Below are 22,917 nucleotides of genomic sequence, written 5' to 3'. Positions count from 1 at the left end.
CGTGCGATTGCTCGCATACACCCCCATCCATGTCGACTTCGCCGAGTTCCGGCGACGTCAGGAGCGGTACGACGCACTGAGCCCGGTGGGCGTGTCCGTCGTCCTGCGCAACATCGGTCCCGATGCTCCGCGCGCGCTGGACACCGAGGCCGACGTCCGAGCGTCCGAAGTGGCGCTGGCCGCCGCCTTCCGCGCCTCCGATCCGGACGAGTTCGACGGGTACCTGCCCGACTGCGTGCTCGATCCGTGTGCGGAGGAGGCGGACTCCTTCGAGCGTCCCCTGTACGGACTGACGCGACTCACCGCGTCGTTCTACGCCTCGCAGGGCCACCGCCTCGGCGCCCTCGCCCGCAATGCCGCCATCGCTGCCGAACTCGACCGCCGCGTGGCGGGTTACGGCATCCCCGCCGAGCCGACCGTCGTCATGGACCTGTCGTTCGACGACATCGCGGACTCGCGGGCCTGGGCCGATGCGGTCACCGTCCACGCTCGTGCGCTGACGTGTTCGGTGGCCATCAACGCGTGCTCGGCGGTCGATCTCACCGGGCCGCGAACCACACCGCTGGTCGTGGATCCCACGGCCACCGCCCTGCGCCTGCTCGCACTGCGCGACGAGCTGGAGCCGGCATCGTGAGCGCGGACGGACCCGATCTGATCGTCGCCGGCGCCGGCGGCGGACTGATCGCCGCGCTGCGTGCCGCCGAGCACGGACTCGACGTGCTGGTCGTCGAGGCCAGCGACCACTTCAAGCGCGGCAACAACACTGCGATGTCGACGGCCATGATCCCCGGTGCGGGGTCTCGCTGGCAGCGTGAGGCGGGCATCGAGGACTCCCCGGAGACGTTCGTCGAGGACGTGCTCCGCAAGACGAAGGGCACGGCCGACGCAGAACTCGCCGGAGCCCTCGCCCGCGTGAGCGCGCCACTCGTCGAGTGGATGGCGGATCACCTCGAGGTGCCGTTGTCGCTGGTCACCGATTTCGCCTACCCCGGTCACTCGGCACTGCGCTGCCACACCGTCGAGGGTCGGCACGGAAGCGTGTTGCTCGAGCACCTGGTGCGCGCGGTGACGGCGGAGCCGCGCATCGACGTTCTGGCACCGGCCCGGCTGATCGACGTCCGCGTCGACGACGGTCGCGTCACCGCCGCGGTGATCACGCTCCCGGACGGGTCGACCGAGACGATCCCCACCGACGCGGTGCTGTTGGCCACCAACGGGTACGGCGGCGACCACGAGCGGGTCGCCACCCACGTCCCCGAGATCGCGCAGGCTCGCTACCACGGCAGCGAGCACTCCCGCGGAGACGCGCTCACCATCGGTGACCGTCTCGGCGCCGCGACCGCGTATCTCGATGCGTACCAGGGGCATGCGGCGCTGTCGAAGAAGGCCTCGACCCTGGTCGGGTGGGCCACCGTCATGCACGGGGGCGTCGTCCTCGACCTCACGGGACGACGCTTCGGTGACGAGACGACGGGCTACTCCGAGTACGCCGCCCATCTCGCGGCCCGCCCGGAGTCCGAGGGCGTCATCGTCATCGACCGCGACATCCACGACAAGTGTCTGTCCTTCACCGACTTTCGTCAGACGGTCGATTCGGGCGCCGTCGTGTGGGCGGACACGCCGGCCGAGCTGGCCGACGCGCTGGGGCTCCCCGCCGATGCCGTCGTCGACGAACTCGCGGCCGTCGAGAGGTACGCACGGGGTGAGGAGTCGGACCCGCACGGGCGCACCTCGTTCGAGCACGAGCTCACCGGGCCGTACGCGGCGATCCGCATCGTCCCCGCGCTGTTCCACACCCAGGGCGGCCTCGTCGTCGACGGGAACGCTCGGGTCCTGCGACCCGACGGCACCGCGATCGAGGGACTGTTCGCCTCCGGCGGCGCTGCGATGGGCATCTCGGGCCACGGCGCCGCGGGGTACCTCGCCGGCAACGGCTTGCTGCCCGCACTCGGACTCGCTTATCTGGCCGCAGATCTCGTGGCCGGTACTCATCACTAGAGAAGGATTGTCATGACGAAGCTTCTGATCACCAATGCCCGAGTCGTACGTCCGGGCGCCGATCATCCCGAGGACGGCGAATTCCTCGACCTGCTGATCGAGGACGGAAAGTTCACCCGCATCGAGGCGGGGATCGATCCGTCCAGCGCCGACACCGTCGTCGACGCCGCCGGCAAGGTCGCGTTCCCCGGAGTGGTGGACGCGCACCAACACTGGGGCATCTACAACCCGTTGGGCGAGGACGCCTACACCGAGTCCAGGGCCTGCGTGCAGGGCGGTGTCACCACCTCGCTGTCCTACATGCGCACCGGTCAGTACTACATGAACACCGGCGGCTCCTACGCCGACGTGTTCCCGACGGTGCTCGAGGCCACCGAGGGCAAGCCGTTCGTCGACTACGCGTACCACCTCGCGCCGATGTCGAAGGAGCACATCGCCGAGATCCCCTCGCTCATCACCGATCACGGTGTGACGTCGTTCAAGATCTTCATGTTCTACGGCAGCCACGGGCTGCACGGGCGTTCGACCGACCAGAGCGAATTCCTCATGACGCCGGAGGGCGAGCGCTACGACCTCGCGCACTTCGAGTTCGTCATGCGCGGCATCCAGGCCGCACGGGAGCAGCTCGGTGACAAGGCCGATCACATCTCGCTCTCGCTGCACTGCGAGACCGCCGAGATCATGAGCGCCTACACCAAGCTCGTCGAGGAGGAGGGAACGCTCACCGGCCTCGCGGCGTACAGCGCTTCGCGTCCGCCGCACTCCGAGGGGCTCGCGGTCACCATCGCGTCGTTCCTCGCCGACGAGACGCAGCTGCCCAACATCAACCTGCTGCACCTCTCCTCCCGCAAGGCCCTCACCGCCGCGATGCGGATGGCGAAGGCGTTCCCGCACGTCAACTTCCGTCGCGAGGTGACCATCGGTCACCTGCTCGCCGACATCGACACCGCCTACGGACTGGGCGGCAAGGTCAACCCGCCGCTGCGCCCACGCGACGACGTCGAGGCACTGTGGGAGCACCTGCTCGGCGGCGACATCGACTGGGTGGTCAGCGATCACGCGTGCTGCAAGGACGAGAAGAAGTTCGCCGAGGACCGCGGCGACATCTTCGCGGCCAAGTCGGGATTCGGCGGCGCCGAGTACCTGCTGCCGGGACTGGTCAGCGAGGGCCGCAAGCGCGGACTCAGCTGGCGCCGCATCGCGGAGCTGACGTCGCTCAATCCCGCTCGTCGCTACGGACTTCCGGGCAAGGGCGAGATCGCCGTCGGTATGGACGCCGACCTGGCACTGGTCGATCCCGATCACACGTGGACGGTGCGTCCCGAGGATTCGGAGTCCACGCAGGAGTACACCCCCTTCGAGGGCTTCGAACTCGGCGCGAAGGTCACCGACACGTTCGTGCGTGGCCACCGCGTACTCGACAACGGCGCTGTCGCGGGGGAGCCGACCGGCCGCTACCTGCACAGGCCCTACAAGTGACCGGGCCCCTGGAGGGGATTCGCGTTCTCGACGCGTCCACGATCCTCGCCGGTCCGCTGGTCGCCCAGATCCTCGGCGACTTCGGTGCCGACGTCGTCAAGATCGAGCACCCCACCAAGCCGGACGGGATGCGTGGGCACGGTCTGGACAAGGACGGGCACCCGTTGTGGTGGACGATGGTCAGCCGCAACAAGCGGGGCATGACGCTGAACCTCGGCAAGCCCGAGGGGGCCGACGTCTTCCGCAAGCTCGTCGCGGACGCCGACGTGGTGGTGGAGAACTTCCGGCCGGGCACCCTCGAGAAGTGGGGCCTCGGCTACGACGTGCTGTCCGAGATCAATCCGGGTCTGATCCTGTTGCGTGTCACGGGTTTCGGCCAGACCGGGCCCTACTCCACGAGGCCGGCGTTCGGCACTCTGGTCGAGTCGATGAGCGGGTTCGCCCACCTCACCGGCTCGGCCGACGGACCGCCGACGCTTCCTGCCTTCGGTCTGGCGGATTCGCTGGCCGGTATCGCGGGATCGTCGGCGGTCTCGATGGCCCTGCTGCACCGGACGAAGACGGGTAGAGGTCAGCAGATCGATCTCGATCTGCTGAGCCCCATCATGACGGCGGTCGGGCCCGGCATCATCTACGCCGACCAGTTGGGCATCGACCAGGAGCGCACCGGTAACCGGTCGAGCAACAACGCGCCCCGCAATCTCTATCGGACCAAGGACGAGCACTGGCTGGCGATCTCCACCAGTGCCAACTCCATCGCCGAGCGCGTTCTCCGCCTCGTCGGTCACCCCGAGGTTCTCGACGAGCCGTGGTTCGCGACGGGTCGTCAGCGCGCGGCCCACGCCGACCTGCTCGACGGATACGTCGGTGGGTGGATCGCCGAGCGCACGCGCGACGAGGTGATCGCGGCCTTCGAGGAGGCCGGCGCGGCGGTCGCACCCGTCTACAAGCCGAGCGAGCTGCTCGACGATCCGCAGGTCAACGCCATCGAGATGGTCACCACAGTCGAGGACGACGCTCTCGGGCCGGTGCGCATGCAGAACGTCATGTGGCGTATGGGGGCGAGCCCTGGCAGCATCCGCCACACCGGACGTCAGCACGGCGCGGACACCGACATCGTGCTCGCCGAGCTCGGCCTCAGCGACGACGAGGTGCGCACCCTGCACGAGACCGGCATCGTCTGACCGCTCGTGTGGGCACACTGGTGTCCATGACGTCAGCACACAGTGTCGCGAAGGATCTCGGTCGTCGGCTTCTCTGGTGGGGCGGCGGCAGTGTCGCGGTCGGTGCCGCCGCAGCGTTGGGCGGCGGCTCTCCCGCGGTTCGTGCTTTCGGCGTCCAGACCGCGGGCTGGGGTGCCATCGATCTCGCCATCGCCGGGATCGGGGCGGCCCGGTCCACCGAGGTCGCGGCCGACAAGCTGCGGAAGACGTTGTGGATCAACACCGGACTCGACGTCGTCTATGTCGCCCTGGGTGCACATCTCCTGTACCACCGGCCCACCTTCGGCGGGAGGGTGACGCCGCAGCAGTCCTCCGGGCACGGTGCCGCCGTCGTCGTTCAGGGTGCGGCTCTTCTGGTGCTCGACAGCGTGCACGCGAAACGCTTGTGACTCAGGACTCGGCATACCGTCCGGTCCGAGGGGCACACTGGACTGGAGTCCGCGGACCGACGTGGGCCTCGTGGCCGGTGCGTCCGTCGGGGGCGCACCGGCCGCCCTCATTGTGCGGCTGAAATACCCACCGTGTAATTCTCATTTGTCAAGTACCGACACATGCATTTGTTGCGGCATGCCCACTTTTCGGTAACACTCACCACATCAGTCACATGAGTCACGTGAGTCACACAGTCGATCGGTGGGGGTCGGAGTATGCGAGCACGAAGTCGGCAGATCGCGGTGGGGGCCGCGCTGACGTTGGTGGCCAGCGGTCTGGGTGTGCTGTCGGCACCGGTCGCGTCCGCGGAACCGTGCGGTGGTCTCGGTGGCCCCGGCTCGTCACTGCTGGGCAGCTTTTTTGGTAGCAGCGGATCGAGTGGCGGCGGGGGCAGCAACCCGCGCGGGACTCAGCAGCCGCTCGCCCCGATCCGCAGTGGGAACACACAGTCCGTGGGGTGGGTGACCGGACCTCTCAGCGCCAACAACACGTACGACCGTTTCGGCATCTCGGGTACCGATCTCGGCATCAGCTGGGACAACGGCGCAGGCCAGACGCTCATGGCGTTCGGTGACTCCTTCGGCAACTGCTCGGTGAACGGGCAGCAGTGGCGCAACAACCTGCTGCTGCGGTCCAGCGACGACAACCTCTCCGACGGCATCACCGTTCCCGACGCCGTTCCCGGCGACAGCGCGTCCGGCTCCGTCGTCCTGCCGGCGACGCCTCGGTACGCCGAGCAGATCGTCCCGACGCTGCGGTTGCCGGAGATCGAGGTGACCACCATCCCGACGGCCGCCATCGCCATCGACGGCGTGCAGTACCTGAACTACATGTCCGTGCAGAGTTGGGGAGCCCCCGGCCGGTGGGTCACCAACTTCTCGGCCATCGCGACGTCGAGGGACAACGGGCAGAGCTGGACGACGGACCCGATGACCATTCGCGTCAACAAGGGCGTCACGATTCCCGGTGTCGCTCAGGTCAACGAGGCCAACGGCCGATTCCAGATGAACGCATACGCCAAGGGTCCCGACGGCTGGCTGTACCAGTTCGGAACGCCCAACGGCCGTTTCGGTGCAGCCTTTCTCGCCCGTGTGCAACCGGCGGACATCCTCGACCTGACGAAGTACGAGTACTCCACCGGTGATGTCGCGCGCCCGTGGTCGACCGATGTCGCCGATGCGAAGAAGGTCGTCGACGAACCGGTCAGCGAGCTCAGCGTCTCGTGGAACGCGTACCTGAAGAAGTACGTGATGCTCTACGGCGACGAGAACCAGGGCTCGATCGTCGCCCGCACCGCCACGGATCCGCAGGGACCGTGGAGCCCGATGACAACTCTGCTCGGGCGTGCGGAGACCATCGGCGGCGTCTACGCCCCGTACATCCACCCGAAGTCGAGTCGGCGTGACCTGTACTTCACTGCCTCGCGCTGGTCCGACTACAACGTGATGCTGTTGAAGTCGGATCTCGATGCGCTGAAGTGACGGCTACTTCGGCGTGATGCGTTGTGCCGCTTCGCTGTCGGTGGACTGGTAGTTCCGACCCATCTCGGTGAAAGTGTCGGCGAGCGACGACGCGATCGCGATGTGCGCCTGAAGCAAGGTCGACAAAGACCCCGGCCCACCCACCGCGAGCTCGGAGTACTTGCGCGCCAGCGCCAGGCCGGAGGGGAGGGTGCCGAAGCCTCCGCCGTGGTCGGCTCGCTGCACCATCGTCACCACACCGAGAATGTCGTCAGCGAAGGCTCTGCACGCAACCGCGCACTGCTCTGCCGCCGTTGCACTGATTTCTAGTTCGTTCAGGTTGGCCACGGTGCTCCGTTCATTGTGGGGTGAGCTCCTCAAAGGTTCCGGCGAAATGCCGGGCGCTGTCGCACAAATCAGTTGCGGTTCCTTCGTCAGTGCCCGTGGTGTTGACCGCGAACTCGATGGCGCCGAAAGTGGTGCCGTACGTGACGTAACAAGTCTCGTCCGACGTGCCGACGAGCTCGGAATAGACGAGAGCGCCACGTCCGGACACTTCTTCGCTGGTGAGTCCGGAAGCGCGCGTGTTCGACGCGATGGTGTCCATGGACGTGTGAGTGGAGGAAATGCTCAGCACATGGTCCCCCTGGCGATATGAGCAGTAGAGCCAATCGTTGTCGTTATGGTCGACGGTGCCCGACGCAAGCGCCTCCGGGGTGACCCCGGCCTTTCTCAGAGCGTCACTCGGAATAGTGCACGGATCCCACAGCTCCGCGACGGGTTCGCCCGAGACGCCGGGGGAGCAGGCGCCGCAGAACACGAGCGCAGCCACGGCCACCCCACCTCGAATCGATCGCACTCGAACTTGGACGTGGTCAGCGGCCCGGCGGTTCCCATGCCGATCCGCGCGGGTTCTGGTCAGCCGCGCGCGGTCCAACCGGCGCGGGTGTCCGAACGGTGCTCGGATCCGCCGCGACCGCTGGCCGCGCAGCTCCCAGCACTGCGCGCAGGCCACGGACTTGCGCGTACTGCTGCACGGTGCGCGTCTGCGGCGCCGACCGACGCGCCGATCCGCGCGACCGTCAGCACCCCCGCTCACCACAACCGGCGCACCCGACCGGAGCGTGCGCGGACAAGCGAGCACCACCATCCGCTCACCGCCCAGCATCGTGCGCAGGCCACGTCCAGCGCATACTGCCGCGCAGTGCGCGGGCCTCGACGACGTGCTCACCGACGGCACGACCCGCGCCGCCTATTCGTCCGACGCGTCGCTCTACCGCGTGCACCCGCTCGTCGTCGCGCGGCCCCGTCGCACCGAGGACATCGCGGCGGCCGTCGCGGTGTGCCGCGAGACCGGGGTCCCGCTGACCATGCGCGGCGGCGGCACGTCCGTGGCCGGCAACGCGGTGGGTACCGGGGTTGTGCTCGACGTCAGTCGGCACCTGAACCGGGTGCTCCACGTCGACCCCGAGGCGCGCACCGCGACTGTCGAACCCGGCGCCGTGCAGTCGGTGGTGCAGAAGGCAGCGGCGCAGCACGGGCTCCGGTTCGGTCCCGACCCGTCCACCTTCACGCGCTGCACCGTCGGCGGCATGATCGGGAACAACGCGTGCGGCTCGCGCACTCTCGGCTACGGCCGGACCTCCGACAACGTCTCCGCGCTCGACGTGGTGACGGGCAGCGGGGAGCAATTGCACCTGCCGAGGGACACCACGTCTCCGACTCTCGATGCGCTGCGGCAGATCGTCGCCGGCGGACTCGGAACCGTCCGAACGGAATTCGGCATGTTCGGCCGCCAGGTCTCCGGCTACGCGTTGGAGCACCTGTTGCCGGAGAACCGTTTCGACGTCTGCCGGATGCTGGTGGGCAGCGAGGGCACGCTCGCGGTCACCACGCGCGCCACCGTCGACCTGGTGACGGAGCCTGCGTTCCGCATCCTCGTCGTTCTCGGGTACCCGGACATCGCCACCGCCGGTGACGCCGCGCCCACCGTCCTGACGTTCACGCCCACCGCATGCGAGGGCATCGATTCGCGCATCGTCGACGTCGTCCGCGAACGCCGCGGACCCCATGCGGTTCCGCCGCTTCCCGGCGGCGCCGCGTGGTTGTTCGTCGAGGTCGTCGGCGATACCCGCGAGCAGGCCACGGACCGAGCCGACGCGGTCGCACGCGGCTGCGGAGCGGTCGACTCCCTGGTGGTCACCGACGCGGAACGCGCCGCTCGGCTGTGGCAGATCCGAGCAGACGGAGCCGGACTCGCGGGGCGCAGTCCCGCGGGGTTGCCGGCACACGCCGGGTGGGAGGACGCGGCGGTACCGCCGGCATCGCTCGGCCGATACCTGCGCGACTTCGACGACCTCATGACGCAGTACGGGGTGACCGGGCTGCCGTACGGGCACTTCGGTGACGGGTGCCTGCACGTGCGCATCGACCTGCCGCTCGACAAGCCCGGTGGGACAGGGGTGTTCCGCCGGTTCCTCGTCGACGCCGCCACGCTGGTGGCGCGGTACGGCGGGTCGTTGTCCGGTGAGCACGGCGACGGCCGTGCGCGCAGTGAGCTCTTGCCGCTGATGTACTCGGCGGACGCACTCGCGTTGTTCGGTGCCGTCAAGCATGCGTTCGATCCCGACGGCATCCTCAATCCCGGTGTGCTCGTGGATCCTCGACCGCTCGATGCGGATCTCCGCGTCCCGGCCGCGAAGCCTCGGACGCTGCTCGCGATGGCCTACGCCGAGGACGGCGGCGACTTCAGTCAGGCCGTGCACCGGTGCACGGGCGTCGGTAAGTGTCGCGCGGACACCACCGGCACCAGCGGGGTGATGTGCCCGTCGTACCTGGCGACTCGGGAGGAGAAGGACTCCACCCGCGGTCGCGCCCGGGTACTGCAGGAGATGATCAACGGCACCGACGTCACCGGCGGGTGGCGCTCGCCCGAGGTGCACGATGCCCTGGATCTGTGCTTGTCCTGCAAGGGATGTGCCTCGGACTGTCCGACCGGTGTCGACATGGCGTCGTACAAGGCGGAGGTGCTGCACCAGAGCTACCGACGTCGGCTACGCCCTGTGGCGCACTACTCGCTCGGGTGGCTCCCGCGCTGGGCTGCTGTCGCCGCTCGGGCGCCGCGCGCCGTCAACGCTGCGGCGCGGCTTCCGGGTGTGGGTCCGCTGGCACTGCGGGCGGCGGGCATCGATCCGCGTCGCTCGATACCCGAGTTCGCCCCGAGGACGTTCCGGCAATGGTTCCACGAATCGCACCGGCCCACGACAGGTGATCCCGTCGTGCTCTTCGTCGACTCCTTCACCAATCACTTCACGCCCGAGGTGGGCCGGGCGACGGTGCGTGTGCTCGAGGCGGCGGGCTACCGGCCGCGGCTGACCGAGAAGCAGCAGTGTTGCGCTCTCACGTGGATCTCGACCGGTCAACTGGACGCCGCGAAGCGCATCCTGGGACGCACCGTGGACGCCGTGACCGAGGCGTCGGACGGCGGTGTTCCCATCGTGGGTATCGAACCGTCGTGTACCGGTGTACTACGAAGCGACGCAACGGAACTGCTCGGCAAGGAGCGCGCCTCGCAGGTCGCCGAGGCCACCCGCACGCTGGCCGAACTGCTCACCGAGCGCGGGTGGGAACCGCCGTCCCTGAACGGCCGAGAGGTGGTGGCGCAGCCGCACTGTCACCATCACGCCGTGATGGGCTGGGGCGCAGACGCGACTCTGCTCGAGAGAGCGGGCGCCGATGTGCAGCGCCTGGGTGGTTGCTGCGGGCTCGCCGGGAATTTCGGCGTCGAGAAGGGGCATTACGACGTCTCGGTCACCATCGCCGGTCAGCAACTTCTGCCGGCGGTGCAGTCGGCGGCGGACACCGCGTCGATTCTGGCCGACGGCTACTCCTGCCGTACCCAGCTGTCCGATCTCACGGATCGCCGCGGTGATCACCTCGCGCAAGTGTTGGCGAGCGCGTTGCCTGATGAGACGGAGTGACGTGTAACACTCGTCGAGGTGGGGTATGCCCTGCCGAAACAACCGTCCTGGGGGGACATCATGGCTTTCGATCTGACGCTCACACCGGCCCAACACGAGTTGGTCGGTCGTGCTCACGACTTCGCCGAGAACGTGGTGCGACCCGTCGCGCAGCACTACGACAAGGAGCAGGAGTTCCCGTGGCCGGTGCTGCAGGAGGCGGCGCGGGCGGGCTTCTACTCGCCGTTGTTCTACCGCGACCTCATCGGTGACCCGACCGGGCTCTCGCTGCCGGTGTTCATGGAGGAACTGTTCTGGGGTTGTGCGGGAATCGGTCTCGCGGTGGTGATGCCGGCGCTCGCGCTGTCGGCCATCGGCCAGGCGGCGACGCCGGAGCAGATGCTCGAATGGGCACCGCAGTGCTTCGGCACCCCGGACGACCTGAAGCTGGCAGCGCTCGCGATCTCCGAACCCGAGGGTGGCAGCGACGTTCGCAATCTGCGGACGACGGCGCGGCAGGACGGGGACGACTGGATCATCGACGGCCACAAGATGTGGATCGGCAACGGCGGCATCGCGGACGTCCACGTCGTCAATGCCAACGTCGACCCCGAACTCGGTCACAAGGGTCAGGCGCTCTTCATCGTTCCCGGCGGGACCCCCGGACTGGAACTCGTGCGCAAGCTCGACAAGCTGGGGTGCCGCGCCTCGCACACCGCGGAGCTGAAGTTCGACAGTGTCCGCATTCCCGGTGCGAACCTCCTGGGCGGTCTCGACAAGCTCGAGCACAAGCTGGCCAAGGCCCGCGAAGCGGAGAAGACCGGAATCAGAGGTCGCTCCGCCACTCTCGGAGCGCTCGAGCAGACGCGACCGATGGTGGCCGCTCAGGCCCTCGGAATCGCCCGTGCCTCCTTGGAATACGCGACGAAGTACGCCAACGAGCGTGAGGCGTTCGGGTCACCGATCATCGACAACCAGGGCATCGCCTTCCCGCTGGCGGATCTCGCGATGCGGATCGACGCGGCGCGCCTGTTGACGTGGCGCGCCAGTTGGATGGCGGCCACGGGTGTCGCCTTCGAGCGCGGCGAGGGGTCGATGGCCAAGCTCGCCGCCACCGAGGTCGCGGTGGCCTCCACCGAGCGAGCGATCCAGACGATGGGCGGGTGGGGCTACATCACCGACCACCCGGTGGAGAAGTGGTACCGCGACGCCAAGCTGTACACCATCTTCGAAGGCACCAGCGAGATCCAGCGCGTCGTCATCAGCAATGCGATCGCGCAGCAGGACGGCGCTCCGCCGCTGCACGTACAGATGGATGCCGAAGGGTCGGCGCTCAACAAGGCGTTCGGCCGCGGAACCGAGACGCGCACGAAGGTGATGGACAAGGCGATGGCGGCCAAGGACAAGGTGCCCGAGCCGGTCCTGCGCGGCGCCATGAAGTTCTTGCAGCCGCCCAGCCGCAAGTAGCCGCGTCGTTTCGAGGCCCTGCCGCCGGGTACCGCCCTGCGCATGGTCACCTCGGAACGTCCGCGACGCGTCTCACCCGATCGCGGCATCACCCTGCCCGGCATCGTTCTCGGTGTCGGGCTGGGCGGTTTCGTGGACGGCATCCTGCTGCACCAGATCCTGCAGTGGCACCACCTGCTGAGCAGTTCGGGCGACGACAACATCGGGCTGCAGCCCTACCCTGTCGACACGGTGCACGGCCTCGAGATCAACACGCTGTGGGACGGCATCTTCCACACCGTCACCTGGCTCGCCGTGCTGCTCGGACTCGGGTTGCTGTACTCGCGCGTCACCGGGTCGCGCGGGCGGGTATGGGCGTCCCGCGTGCTGTGGGGGTGGGTCCTGGTCGGGTGGGGCCTGTTCAACCTTGTCGAGGGCATCGTCGATCACCATCTGCTGGGCATCCACCATGTCCGCAGCGGTCCGAACCAACTGTGGTGGGACCTCGGCTTCCTCTCACTCGGTGTCCTCCTGATCGCCGGCGGCTGGCTCCTGCAGCGCAGCGCACGTCGATCGCGATGATGTTTGCGCACGACGCCCATCACGGCAGCGGTGGTGTCGGACCGGTCGTGACCCTCGTCGTGGTGGCCATCGCCTACGTCGTTGCGGCGGAGCGCTGCAGGAGTGAGCCGCGGGGGTGGAACCCCTGGCGTACGGCGAGCTTCCTCGTCGGCATCGGGCTCCTCGTCCTCGCCGTGGTCCCTGCACTGTCGCCCTACCCGGACGGCGACTTCCGCGGCCACATGCACCAGCACCTGCTACTCGGCATGTACGCGCCGTTGGCGCTGGTACTCGGTGCCCCGATGACGCTGGTGCTGCGTTCGGTGTCGTCGTCGACCGGCCGCGCCATCGGACGTGTCCTGCGCTCGCGGCCGGTGCACGTGATCGCGAATCCGGTCGTCGCGCTGGCCCTGAACCTCGGTGGTCTCGCGCTGCTGTACTTCACCCCGCTCTACGTGGCGACGACACACAGCGCCGCACTCCACGTACTGGTGCAGGTGCACTTCTTCCTCGGGGGGTATCTGTTCGCGTGGGTCGTCGCCGGCCCCGATCCGGCACCGGACAGGCCGTCTGTACCCGCCCGACTCTGGATACTCGGGGCAGCGATTCTCGGCCATGCCGTCCTGTCGCAGCTCATGTACGCGGGACTCCTCGTGCAGATCCCGGTGCCCGCCGATCAGCGCCAGGGCGCCGGCGAGCTGATGTACTACGGCGGCGACATCGCCGAACTGCTTCTGGCGCTGGCGCTTCTGCTCACCTGGCGACCGGCACGACGTCGCGAAGAAACGCCAGCTGGTCGGCGATGATCCGGGGGAAGAGCGGCTCGACGTAGGGATCGAAGTGTCCGCCCTCGTACGTCACCACGGTGGCGCGGGGGATCTTTCGTGCGGTGCGCAGCGCGATGTCCGTCGGGGTGATGGCGTCGTTCGTGGCGATCTGGACGAGGGCGGGGCACTGAATGTTCGCGGCGGTCTTCCCCGGCGAGTACAGGCCGATGTGGAGCAGGATGCGGGCGGCGACCGTCTCGGGGTAGTCACCGGTCCGCAGTCCCGACGCGTCGAGAAAACGGTCACGTCCGACGGCGGCGTCGGGCGAGACCATGGCGGCGAGGGCACCGGGTTCGCCGATCGAGTCGATGTAGCGAGGCTCGCGACCGAGCAGAGCCCGGATCTGGTCCGAGAGGGCCGCCGGTGCGAGACGCAGGGTCTGGCGCAGGCCGGCGGAACGGACGGCGGCGATGCCGTCGACATGCGGGACCTGCGCGATGATCGCGGCCAGGCGTTCGCCCGTGCCCGCCAGGGTGAGGACGTGGCCCCCGCCGAACGAGGTGCCCCATGCGACGACGCGGTCGGGGTCGACGCCGTCGAGTCGCCGGGCGAAGGCCAGCGCGTTGCGCCAGTCCTCGAGCTGCCTGCGCACGTCCAGGAGCTGTCGCGGAGTTCCTTCGCTGTCGCCGAAGTGCCGGTAGTCGAACAGCGCGACGACGTAGCCCGCCTGGACGAACTGGTCCGCGTAGGCGGGGAGACGCAACGCGCGCACCGATCCGAAGCCGTGGGCCATGACGATGATCGGCGCGGAACCGTCGAGCCCGGCAGGTCGGAGGACCGAGATCGCGCAGCGATCGGAACCGGAGTCGAACCACAGGTCGTCGCGAACGGTGTCAGGCATGCGGGCTCCTCTTGATTGACGTTCAAGAGAACGTAGCAGCGTCTTGATCGAGCATCAAGATAGGGTGACCGCATGCCTCGGAACAGACGTCCGCAGGATCGGGAAGAGAAACGGGCCGAGATCGTCGACGCCGCGACGGCCCTGTTCGTCGAGGCCGGATTCGACGGCACCCCGCTGAGCCGGATAGCGCAGAGCGCCGGCGTCACGCCGAACACCATCTACTGGTACTTCTCCGACAAGGACGAACTGCTCGTCGCCGCCCTCACCGAGATCACGGCGACGGCGTTGACGCGCTTCGCGGAGCTGGAGGTGACGTCACCGCAGGAACGGCTGACGTGGGTGGTGACCGAACTCGAGCGCTACCACCGGTTGGTGGACACCGTGCACGCCCGCGCTGCGGTATCGGGTCCGATCAACGAGTGGCACAACGGTTTCCATACCATGGCCGATGCGCTGGTCGCGGAGGAACTGCGCCACGTCGGCGTCGCCGAGGAGCGGATCGCCGCGCGGACCAAGGTCGTGGTGTTCGCGGTCGAGGGCATGCTGACGCATCCGCAGAGCGCTGCAGACAAGGCTGCGATCGTCGACGCCCTGTTCACCTAGACGACCGGGGTGCCCTGCCGGGGCGCTCCTCGGCAGGGACTTCCCCCGTGGACCGGCACCGCGAATGCTGGACACCAGCACCACCGACGAGAGGAACCGCGCATGCAGATCACCCGAAGCTCGATCGCGACCACCAAGGGTCCGGCCGACTGGTTCACCGGCGTCGTCTACATCGACGCCGTTGCCGCAGCTCCGACCCCGTCGCGGGTCTCCGCCAACCTGGTCCACTTCATGCCGGGGGCGCGTACGCACTGGCACCGCCACTCGCTGAGCCAGACGGTGTTCGTCACCGAGGGCGTCGGTCTGTGCCAGCGGCAGGGTGGGCCGGTCGAGGTCATCCGTCCCGGCGACCGCGTGCTGTTCGAGGCCGACGAGGTGCACTGGCACGGCGCCGCACCGGATCGTCTGATGGTGCATCTCGCCATCAACGAGGGCGACGACGAGCACGACGTCGTCGTGTGGATGGACCCCGTCACCGACGCGGAGTACACCGCGCACGAGTGACGATCAGTGGGGGAGACGTCCCTCGATCCGCTCCACGATGGCAGGCCAGATCTCCGACCGCGGGTCGACGACACTGAAGTGGTCTCCGGGGCCTTCGACAAGCGTGACATCGTCACCTGCGGCCGATGCTGCGGTGACGTACTCGCGGCCGATGTCGTTCAGGTTCGGATCGTCCGATGCCGCGACCACGACGATCTGCGGAACCCCGAGTGGCAGTCGCGCTCGGGGGGACGACTCCGCGTGAGCATCGGTGTACCGCGAGCCCAGGGCGGCACGCACCGCGCCGTCACCCAGGCCGCGGTCGTCGGCAATCTGTAGGTCGAGGACTCCGGCGAGACTCACGGCCAGTGCGGGACGGGCATCGGCGGCCCAGCGCAGCGCGAGCTGACCTCCTGCCGAATGGCCGAGGACGGCCTGCGCACCAGCGTACTTCAGGGCCGCGGCGACATCCGCCGCCGTCGTCTCCCACCCGTGCTCGTCGGGGCTGCGGTACTCGACATTCCAGGTGGTGTAGCCGCGGTCGGCGAGATCGATGGCCGCGGCGTCGAGCGAGTCGAGTCGCCACGGTGCCCGCCAGTACCCGCCGTGGATCAGAGCGACGACGGGTCCGCCGGTGCCGCGCACCTCGGCGAACTGCTCGGGGTGCTCGCCGTACCGATCGACGGTCGCCGGGTGCCGACGGTGATGCACGATCCGATCGACGGCGTAGCGGAGCCCGCCGAGTCCCCGTCCGCGAATGTGGGCGTGCAGGCCCGCCGAGAGGTCCGCGGCCACGTAGCCGTAGTCGACACGCACCACACACCGGTCGCTCGCCTGCGTGCCGACGCGTCCGCCCGCGGCCGGGACCACGATCACGTCACCGGATGCCACGGAGACGTCGTCCGACACGTGGACCTCCCCGGTGGCGCCGCGCGCAGCGAGCGCGGACTGCACCAGGTCGGTCACCGTGCCGAGGTCTCGAACGGCGTCCGGGTGCAGGACGACGTCGATTCGTTCCGAGGACTCGCTCATCCCTCGAATCTACGTCCTAGGCTCGGGGGAATCGACGGAAGAGGAGCAATGGACGAGCGCGCCATCGAGAAGGACATCGTCACCGATTTCCGCGAGCGGATGAGTTACGGGGCGTACCTCGATCTCGACACTCTGCTCAGCGCGCAGAAGCCGGTGAGTGTCCCGGAGCATCACGACGAGTTGCTGTTCATCATCCAGCACCAGACCACCGAGCTGTGGTTCAAGCTCGTGCTGCACGAACTGCTCGCCGCACGCGACGCGTTCGACGCCGACGACCTCGGGTTCGCGCTGAAGTGCGTCGCTCGTGTCAAGCACATTCAGAAGACGCTGACCGAGCAGTGGTCGGTGCTCGCGACACTCACGCCCACCGAGTACGCGCAGTTCCGCGGGTTCCTGGGAAACTCGTCGGGGTTCCAGTCCGCGCAGTACCGCGCGGTGGAGTTCGTGCTGGGCAACAAGAACGCGGCGATGCTGACGGTCTTCGAATCCGACTCGGTGGCAACCGAACTGCTGACGCGGGTGCACCGCGAGCCGAGTGTGTACGACGCCCTGTGGCGGTGCCTGGCCCGCGCAGGACTCGACGTTCCGGAGAGTGCGCTGCGGCGCGACGTCACCGCGCCGTACGCGCGCAACGACGATCTGATGCCACTGATCACGCACGTCTACGAGAACCCCACCGAGAACTGGGCCGCGTACGAGGCGTTCGAGGAATTCGTCGACCTGGAGGAGAACTTTCAGCTCTGGCGGTTCCGGCACATGCGCACGGTGCTCCGTACGATCGGGCACAAGAGCGGCACCGGTGGCTCCAGTGGTGTCGGCTTCCTCCAGCGTGCCCTCGAGTTGACGTTCTTCCCCGAGTTGTTCGCCGCCCGCACCGAGATCGGACAGCCATGACCGCAGCAGACCTCGACGCACGGGACCCCCTGCGCGAGTACCGCTCTCGCTTCCACACCGACGACGCCGATCCCGTCGTGTCCTATCTCGACGGCAATTCGCTCGGTCGGCCGACGACGGCGAGCATCGAGCGTGTCTCGACGTTCATGACGCAGGACTGGGGTGGCCGGCTGATCCGCGGGTGGGACGAGGAATGGTTCGAGCTGCCCATCACGTTGGGCGACACGCTCGGTCGGGTGGCCCTGGGTGCAGCACCCGGGCAGACCGTCATCGGTGACTCCACCACCGTCCTGCTCTACAAGATCGCGCGCGGGGCGGCGGCGCTGAGGCCGGGCCGGACCGAGATCGTGCTCGATCGCGACAACTTTCCGACCGATCGCTACGTCCTCGAGTCCATCGCGTCCGAACTCGGCCTGACGCTGGTGTGGATCGACTCGGACCGGCGGTCGGGCGTACGGACTGCGGACATCGCCGATGTCGTCACCGAGCGAACAGCTTTCGTGCTTCTCAGTCATGTCGCCTACCGCTCGGGCTTTCTCGCGGACGCGTCCGCGGCGGCCCGTGTCGCGCACGACGTCGGCGCCCTGGTGGTGCTCGACCTGTCGCACTCGGTGGGATCCGTGCCGCTCCGTCTCGACGAGTGGGGTGTCGATCTCGCCGTCGGCTGCACCTACAAGTACCTGAACGGTGGTCCCGGCTCGCCCGCGTTCGCATACGTCCGCGCGGAGCATCTGCCCGAGTTTCGGCAGCCCGTATGGGGATGGATGGGGCGTGCCGACGCCTTCGCCATGGAGCAGGGATACGTCCCGGCCGAGGGCGTGCGACGCGTCATCAGCGGCACCCCGCCGGTGCTCGGCATGATCGCGATGCAGGACACGCTCGCCATGATCGGCGAGGTCGGCATGGACGCGATCCGCGCGAAGTCGGTCGCTCTCACCGAGTACGCGCTCGAGCTGGTGCGCTCGGAGCTGGTGCCACTGGGCGTGGAGATCGCCTCGCCGGAGAACGCGGACGAGCGCGGGGGACACGTCACGCTCGATCACCCCGATTTCCGCGAGGTCACGGCGCGGCTGTGGAAGCGCGGCGTCATCCCCGACTTCCGGGCCCCGAGCGGCATCAGGCTCGGCCTGAGCCCGCTCAGCACCAGCTTCGAAGAGGTGCGCATCGGCGTTCTCGCGATCGCCGAGGAGCTCCGGCGTTGACACCTGGCACCACAACACGACCGGTCAGATGGTTATGCTCTGACGACTTTGTGGCTGAGGGGGTCCGGTGGGGGTCGAACGTGCGCGTATCGGAATGGTCGATGATCACGAGCTGACAATCCGGGGGTTGCGGGACTCCCTCGCCGATCATCCCGACCTCGACTTCGTCGCGAGCGCCCCCACGGTCGCCGAGCTGTTCGACGCGACCACGGACCTCGGTCTGGTGATCCTCGATCTTCGACTGCGTGACGGATCGTCGCCGGTGTCCAACGTCGAGGCCATCCGCGCCCGCGGTCTCGACGTGCTGGTTCTCACCTCGGGCGAGGATCCGTTCCTGGTGCGCTCCGCCGCCCGCGCCGGTGTGCTCGGTGTGGTGCGCAAGTCCCAGCCGATCGACGCGGTGGTGGACGCCGTGCGGAGTGCAGCCCGGGGCGAGATGGTGCCCACCATCGACTGGGCGGCGGCCATCGACGGGGATCCCGACCTCGCCGCGGTGGATCTGAGCCCGCAGCATCGACGGCTCCTCACGCTCTACGCGGCCGGGGAGACCGCCACGCGGGTCGCGTCGACCATGGGTATCTCACCCGAGACGGTGAACGACTATCTCGGCCGCATCCGGCTCAAGTACGCCGACGCCGGCAGGCCCGCCCCGACCAAGACCGACCTCTACAAACGGGCACTGGAGGACGGGTGGTTGCCGTTTCCTCGTCGACGCAGGAAGTCGTGACGACGGCGGAGCGCAGCGCGGCCGATCAGATCCTCACGATGTTCGGCCGCTTCATCGGCGTGGGCTACGTCTTCTACCTGCTCGTGTCGATTCCGCTCATCCGCGATCTGGAGGGGGTGTCGGCGTCCTGGTGGACTCCGGTCGGGCTCGTCCTGTTCTTCGGACCCGGACTGGCGTTGGGCGCCGCGTCGTTCGGCCGGCGGGGTCAGCGTGCGCTCCGGCCACTGGCGGCGGCCTGCGCCGTGGTCTTTCTGCTCGGGTTGCTCACCTGGCCGCTCGGATGGACGGGCGAGACCCTGCCCGACGGGAAGGCTGCCTGGTTCTCCCTCTTCCCTGCCCTGGCCTCTCTGGGGGCTGCGGTGTCGATGAGGCCGCGCTGGGCGTTCCTCCATCTCGCGGTGGCCGTCACGGGTGTCCAACTGGTCAACCACTATCTGCGTGACGCCGGTGACCGGAGTCCGTTGGTGGCAGACATCGTCTACAGCTTCGGCTTCAGCCTCATCTTCGTCGCCGCGTCGATCACGGCGTCGCGCACGGGCTTCCTTCTCGATCGCACCCGCGAGTCCACCTACGCGCAGGCCGCCAGTTCTGCCGCGGTGCAGGCGCGGACGGTCGAACGTCGACGGTTCGACGGGTTGATCCACGACAACGTCATGTCCACGCTCCTCGCCGCATCGCGCGGTCCGATGGATCAGCGTCTCGTCGACCAGGCGAGCGTCGCGTTGGCGGAGCTCGACACGTTGCGACGGGACGCGCTGCCGGTCTCGGACTTCGAGGTGCAGGACGTGGTCGCGCACCTTCGTGCCGCGGCCGCGGCAGTGGACGCATCGGCGACACTGAGCTTCCGGTTCGAGGCCGATGCGGCGGAACGGACGGTGCCGGCCGAGACCGTCCGCACCGTGGGCGCCGCCATGGCCGAGGCGATGCGGAACAGCCTGCGGCACGCGGGCCCCGATGCCCACCGGTCGGTCGTGGCTGCGCTCTCCCCACTCGGACTCCGGGTGACGGTGACGGACGACGGCCCCGGCTTCGATCTGTCGTCGATACCGGCACATCGCCTGGGCGTCCGGGTCAGCATTCTCGACCGCATGCACCGGCTTCCGGGCGGCTCCGCCGCGCTCCACACCGCGGTGGGTCGGGGCACCGTCGTCGAACTGCGGTGGGAGGCACAGTGAGCAGAACGAACGATGTCACGACTCTGCTGGGCATGCACACGCGTGCAGCCTTCGTGGTGGTCGCCTTCAACGTCGCCGGTGTCGTTCTGGCCGCCGCCTCGACACTCGAGGGCGTCACCGAGCCGGCGCTCGTCGCGGCGGCGGTCGTCCTGCATGCCGTGTCCGTAGCGGCACTCCTCCGCGTCCCGGGCGATCCGATCCCCTTCGGCGCGACGGCAGCCGTCACGCTCACCGGCCCGCTGTCGTGTGCGATCGTCCTCGCCGCGCTTCCGGTGCCGATCGGGAACCCTCTGCAGATGTGGCCGATCGGGACGGCGGCCGGGATCTACACCTTCCTCTGTGTCCGTGGGCGCACGTGGTGGGCGTGGGCCGGGTTCCTCGGCATCTTCGTCGTCACGCTCGTCTGGTGCCTGCTGACCGAGCAGAGCGCGGTCGACGCCGTGCTGTACGTGCTGCCCAGCGGCGCGCTGGTGTTGATGGGCACGTTCTTCGCGTTCGCGCTGCGCTCACCCGTCACGGACATCTTCCGGTTACGGGAGGAGTCCACGAGACAGGCAGCGGAGGAAGCCGCGGCCGCCGCGGCACTGCACGAGCGGGACCTGCAGCTGACGCGGCTCGACGAGTTGGCCCGCCCTCTCCTCACCAGGATCGCCTCGGGTGAGCCGCTGTCCGACGACGAGCGACTGAGCTGTCGTCTTCTCGAGTTCCATCTGCGGGACACCCTGCGTGCTGCCGGACTGGCCGATTCCGAGGTGAGCAGTGCGGCGCGGGCAGCGCGGAGTCGGGGAGTCGACGTGGTCCTGCTCGACGACCGCGGCGCGGACGCGACCGGCGTGGTCGATCGCGACATCGTGACCTCGGTGATCACCGCCCTCGAGAGCGACTCCACCAGCGCGGTGACGGTGCGTCTTCTCCCGCAGGACCGGGACTCGGCGGCGTCCATCCTGGTCACGGGAGCGGACGGAACGCACCGGTCCGAGTTCGACCGATCGGGCACCCGGCTGTCCTCCTGAGAGTCATGCCCCGTTCAAGTCCGTGCGGCACGGTGCGGAGCATGCAGATGTCGCGACGCTCCCTGTTCCGCTACGCCGCGTTCGGTGCCGCGGCCACGCCGTTGCTCGCCTGCAGCACCGGGCCCACCCTGGTGCGGGCGCGCCCGTCGCTGACCCACGGCGTCGCGAGCGGCGACGTCCGTGCCGATGGTGCGCTCGTCTGGGCACGGTCGGACACGCCCGCGACGATGATCGTCGACACGTCGGCCACCGACGCGTTCTCCTCCGTCACGACGACGCGGGGACCTCTCCTCACACCGCAGTCCGACGGCACCGGCGTGCTGCGCCTCACGGGTCTGCCGGCGGGACAGCGAGTGCACTACCGCGTGACGCTGGAGGGCGAGGACGGCGCCACGTCGGAGCCCGTCACCGGGGTGTTCTCCACGGCTCCCGACAGCCCGTCGAACATTCGCCTCCTGTGGGGCGGCGACACGGCGGGCCAGGGTTACGGGATCAATCCTGACATCGGCGGCATGACCATCTTCGGAGCGATGGCCGATCGGGAACCGGACCTGTTCCTGCACAGCGGCGACGTCATCTATGCCGACGGGCCGCTCGAGGAGAGCGTCACGTTGCCCGACGGCCGGGTGTGGCGGAACACGATGTCCGAGGCCAAGTCCAAGGTCGCGGAGACCCTCGACGAGTATCGCGGGCAGTACGCGTACAACCTCACCGACGACAACTACCGGCGCTTCAATTCCTCGGTCGCGCAGGTGGTGCAGTGGGACGATCACGAGACCGTCAACAACTGGTATCCCGGTGAGATTCTCGACCTCGAGCAGTACACCGTGAAAGATGTGAACCTGTTGTCGCAGCGGGCTTTGCAGGCCTTTCACGAGTGGCTCCCGGTCGCTCCCGCCGAGGCCGTCGACGGGCGGGTGTACCGGAAGATCGCCTACGGTCCGCTGCTCGACGTCTTCGTCCTGGACATGCGGAGCTACAAGGATGCGAACAGTGTCAACACTGCCCCGACCGGGGAGATTCTCGGAGATGCACAGCGGCGGTGGCTGATCGACGAGCTGTCGCGCTCGAAGGCCACGTGGAAGATCATCGCCAACGACCTCCCGCTGGGACTGGTGGTGCCGGACGGGAAGACGGCGCAGGAGGGCGTCGGCAACGGTGATCCCGGTGCCCCGCTCGGCCGGGAGACCGACATCGCGCAGGTACTCACCGCGATCGACCGGAACGACGTCACCGGCACAGTGTGGCTCACCGCCGACGTGCATTACACGGCGGCGCATCGGTATTCACCCGAGCGCGCCGCCTACCAGGAGTTCCGTGAATTCTGGGAGTTCGTCAGCGGGCCTCTCAACGCGGGTGCGTTCGGGCCGAACGACCTCGATCCCACCTTCGGCCCGGAGGCTGTGTTCGTGCACGCACCGCCGGAGCCGAACGCCTCACCACTCGATACCTTCCAGCACTTCGGTGAGGTGCTGATCGACGAGGACTCGCGGTCGCTGACGGTGAACCTGTGCGACGGTACCGGGGCGGTTCTCTTCACACAGGTGCTGCCGGCGCCCTGA

At 68.4% G+C, this 22,917-nt stretch carries 22 protein-coding genes; 18 read left to right on the top strand and 4 right to left on the bottom strand.

What is annotated here, in order from left to right:
- Position 1: 1 nt before the first annotated feature.
- From HQ314_RS06765 to HQ314_RS06740, 6 genes are all read left to right on the top strand, one after another.
- Positions 2-634 carry a hydantoin racemase gene (locus HQ314_RS06765; protein ID WP_222632938.1) on the top strand — a complete coding sequence of 211 codons (633 nt, stop codon included), beginning with the start codon at positions 2-4 and terminating at the stop codon, positions 632-634.
- Complete coding sequence (locus HQ314_RS06760; protein ID WP_222649675.1) at positions 631-1,998, top strand: FAD-binding protein; 1,368 nt, start codon at positions 631-633, stop codon at positions 1,996-1,998. Before HQ314_RS06765 ends, HQ314_RS06760 begins: the two co-directional genes overlap by 4 nt.
- 12 nt (positions 1,999-2,010) lie before the next feature.
- Entirely contained in the window at positions 2,011-3,477 is a 1,467-nt protein-coding gene (locus tag HQ314_RS06755) for a dihydroorotase family protein (protein ID WP_222649674.1), read from the top strand.
- Positions 3,474-4,661: a CaiB/BaiF CoA-transferase family protein gene (locus HQ314_RS06750; RefSeq protein WP_222649673.1), complete on the top strand. Its 1,188-nt coding sequence runs from the start codon at positions 3,474-3,476 to the stop codon at positions 4,659-4,661. The genes HQ314_RS06755 and HQ314_RS06750 overlap by 4 nt, the downstream gene beginning before the upstream one ends.
- A gap of 26 nt (positions 4,662-4,687) precedes the next feature.
- On the top strand, positions 4,688-5,089 hold the full coding sequence (locus HQ314_RS06745) for a hypothetical protein (protein ID WP_222649672.1): 402 nt from the start codon (positions 4,688-4,690) through the stop codon (positions 5,087-5,089).
- 258 nt (positions 5,090-5,347) lie between these two features.
- Positions 5,348-6,613 carry a DUF4185 domain-containing protein gene (locus HQ314_RS06740; protein ID WP_222649671.1) on the top strand — a complete coding sequence of 422 codons (1,266 nt, stop codon included), beginning with the start codon at positions 5,348-5,350 and terminating at the stop codon, positions 6,611-6,613.
- Positions 6,614-6,616: 3 nt separating this feature from the next.
- Here the strand turns inward: HQ314_RS06740 and HQ314_RS06735 are convergent, their stop codons facing one another.
- Both HQ314_RS06735 and HQ314_RS21685 read right to left on the bottom strand, forming a co-directional pair.
- Positions 6,617-6,940, bottom strand: a complete 324-nt coding sequence (locus tag HQ314_RS06735; RefSeq protein ID WP_222649670.1) for a hypothetical protein — start codon at positions 6,938-6,940, stop codon at positions 6,617-6,619.
- 10 nt (positions 6,941-6,950) lie between these two features.
- Positions 6,951-7,424: a DUF3558 family protein gene (locus HQ314_RS21685; RefSeq protein WP_222649669.1), complete on the bottom strand. Its 474-nt coding sequence runs from the start codon at positions 7,422-7,424 to the stop codon at positions 6,951-6,953.
- Between the two features lie 337 nt (positions 7,425-7,761).
- Here HQ314_RS21685 and HQ314_RS06725 point away from each other — a divergent pair, with 337 nt between their 5' ends.
- From HQ314_RS06725 to HQ314_RS06710, 4 genes are read left to right on the top strand one after another with little or no spacing between them, the layout of a single operon-like run.
- Positions 7,762-10,572: an FAD-binding and (Fe-S)-binding domain-containing protein gene (locus HQ314_RS06725; RefSeq protein WP_222650046.1), complete on the top strand. Its 2,811-nt coding sequence runs from the start codon at positions 7,762-7,764 to the stop codon at positions 10,570-10,572.
- 60 nt (positions 10,573-10,632) lie between these two features.
- A complete protein-coding gene (locus tag HQ314_RS06720) occupies positions 10,633-12,018 on the top strand; it encodes an acyl-CoA dehydrogenase family protein (protein WP_222632930.1) in 1,386 nt (461 codons plus the stop codon).
- Between the two features lie 42 nt (positions 12,019-12,060).
- Complete coding sequence (locus HQ314_RS06715) at positions 12,061-12,579, top strand: DUF2243 domain-containing protein (protein ID WP_222649668.1); 519 nt, start codon at positions 12,061-12,063, stop codon at positions 12,577-12,579.
- Positions 12,576-13,364, top strand: coding sequence for a cytochrome c oxidase assembly protein (locus HQ314_RS06710; protein ID WP_222649667.1), 789 nt, complete (start codon positions 12,576-12,578; stop codon positions 13,362-13,364). Before HQ314_RS06715 ends, HQ314_RS06710 begins: the two co-directional genes overlap by 4 nt.
- Here HQ314_RS06710 and HQ314_RS06705 read toward each other — a convergent pair.
- Positions 13,312-14,226 (bottom strand): alpha/beta hydrolase, encoded by a 915-nt coding sequence (locus HQ314_RS06705; RefSeq protein WP_222649666.1) that lies wholly within the window; start codon positions 14,224-14,226, stop codon positions 13,312-13,314. The two genes, HQ314_RS06710 and HQ314_RS06705, sit on opposite strands and share 53 nt — an antisense overlap.
- 72 nt (positions 14,227-14,298) lie before the next feature.
- On the opposite strand from HQ314_RS06705, the gene HQ314_RS06700 reads away from it, so the two are divergent.
- Together HQ314_RS06700 and HQ314_RS06695 are read left to right on the top strand one after the other, a co-directional pair.
- On the top strand, positions 14,299-14,829 hold the full coding sequence (locus HQ314_RS06700; protein ID WP_222649665.1) for a TetR/AcrR family transcriptional regulator: 531 nt from the start codon (positions 14,299-14,301) through the stop codon (positions 14,827-14,829).
- 102 nt (positions 14,830-14,931) lie between these two features.
- Complete coding sequence (locus HQ314_RS06695; RefSeq protein WP_222649664.1) at positions 14,932-15,333, top strand: cupin domain-containing protein; 402 nt, start codon at positions 14,932-14,934, stop codon at positions 15,331-15,333.
- A 3-nt stretch (positions 15,334-15,336) separates the two neighbouring features.
- Here HQ314_RS06695 and HQ314_RS06690 read toward each other — a convergent pair whose 3' ends face one another.
- Positions 15,337-16,344: an alpha/beta hydrolase gene (locus HQ314_RS06690; RefSeq protein ID WP_222649663.1), complete on the bottom strand. Its 1,008-nt coding sequence runs from the start codon at positions 16,342-16,344 to the stop codon at positions 15,337-15,339.
- 48 nt (positions 16,345-16,392) lie between these two features.
- Between HQ314_RS06690 and HQ314_RS06685 the strand changes: the two genes are divergently transcribed.
- The 6 genes from HQ314_RS06685 (at position 16,393) to HQ314_RS06660 (ending at position 22,917) form a co-directional block, all read left to right on the top strand.
- On the top strand, positions 16,393-17,238 hold the full coding sequence (locus tag HQ314_RS06685; protein ID WP_222649662.1) for a tryptophan 2,3-dioxygenase: 846 nt from the start codon (positions 16,393-16,395) through the stop codon (positions 17,236-17,238).
- Positions 17,235-18,440 carry a kynureninase gene (kynU, locus tag HQ314_RS06680; RefSeq protein WP_222649661.1) on the top strand — a complete coding sequence of 402 codons (1,206 nt, stop codon included), beginning with the start codon at positions 17,235-17,237 and terminating at the stop codon, positions 18,438-18,440. Before HQ314_RS06685 ends, kynU begins: the two co-directional genes overlap by 4 nt.
- A 94-nt stretch (positions 18,441-18,534) precedes the next feature.
- Positions 18,535-19,167 carry a response regulator transcription factor gene (locus HQ314_RS06675; RefSeq protein WP_222649660.1) on the top strand — a complete coding sequence of 211 codons (633 nt, stop codon included), beginning with the start codon at positions 18,535-18,537 and terminating at the stop codon, positions 19,165-19,167.
- Complete coding sequence (locus HQ314_RS21680) at positions 19,164-20,342, top strand: ATP-binding protein (RefSeq protein WP_222632921.1); 1,179 nt, start codon at positions 19,164-19,166, stop codon at positions 20,340-20,342. Before HQ314_RS06675 ends, HQ314_RS21680 begins: the two co-directional genes overlap by 4 nt.
- Positions 20,339-21,355, top strand: coding sequence for a hypothetical protein (locus tag HQ314_RS06665; RefSeq protein ID WP_222649659.1), 1,017 nt, complete (start codon positions 20,339-20,341; stop codon positions 21,353-21,355). Before HQ314_RS21680 ends, HQ314_RS06665 begins: the two co-directional genes overlap by 4 nt.
- A 41-nt stretch (positions 21,356-21,396) precedes the next feature.
- Positions 21,397-22,917: an alkaline phosphatase gene (locus tag HQ314_RS06660; protein ID WP_222649658.1), complete on the top strand. Its 1,521-nt coding sequence runs from the start codon at positions 21,397-21,399 to the stop codon at positions 22,915-22,917.

The organism is Rhodococcus sp. BP-332 (assembly GCF_019836065.1).
GTDB lineage: Bacteria > Actinomycetota > Actinomycetes > Mycobacteriales > Mycobacteriaceae > Rhodococcoides.
Note: the sequence above shows the minus strand (reverse complement) of the source record. Positions and strands in the feature narration are given on the sequence as shown.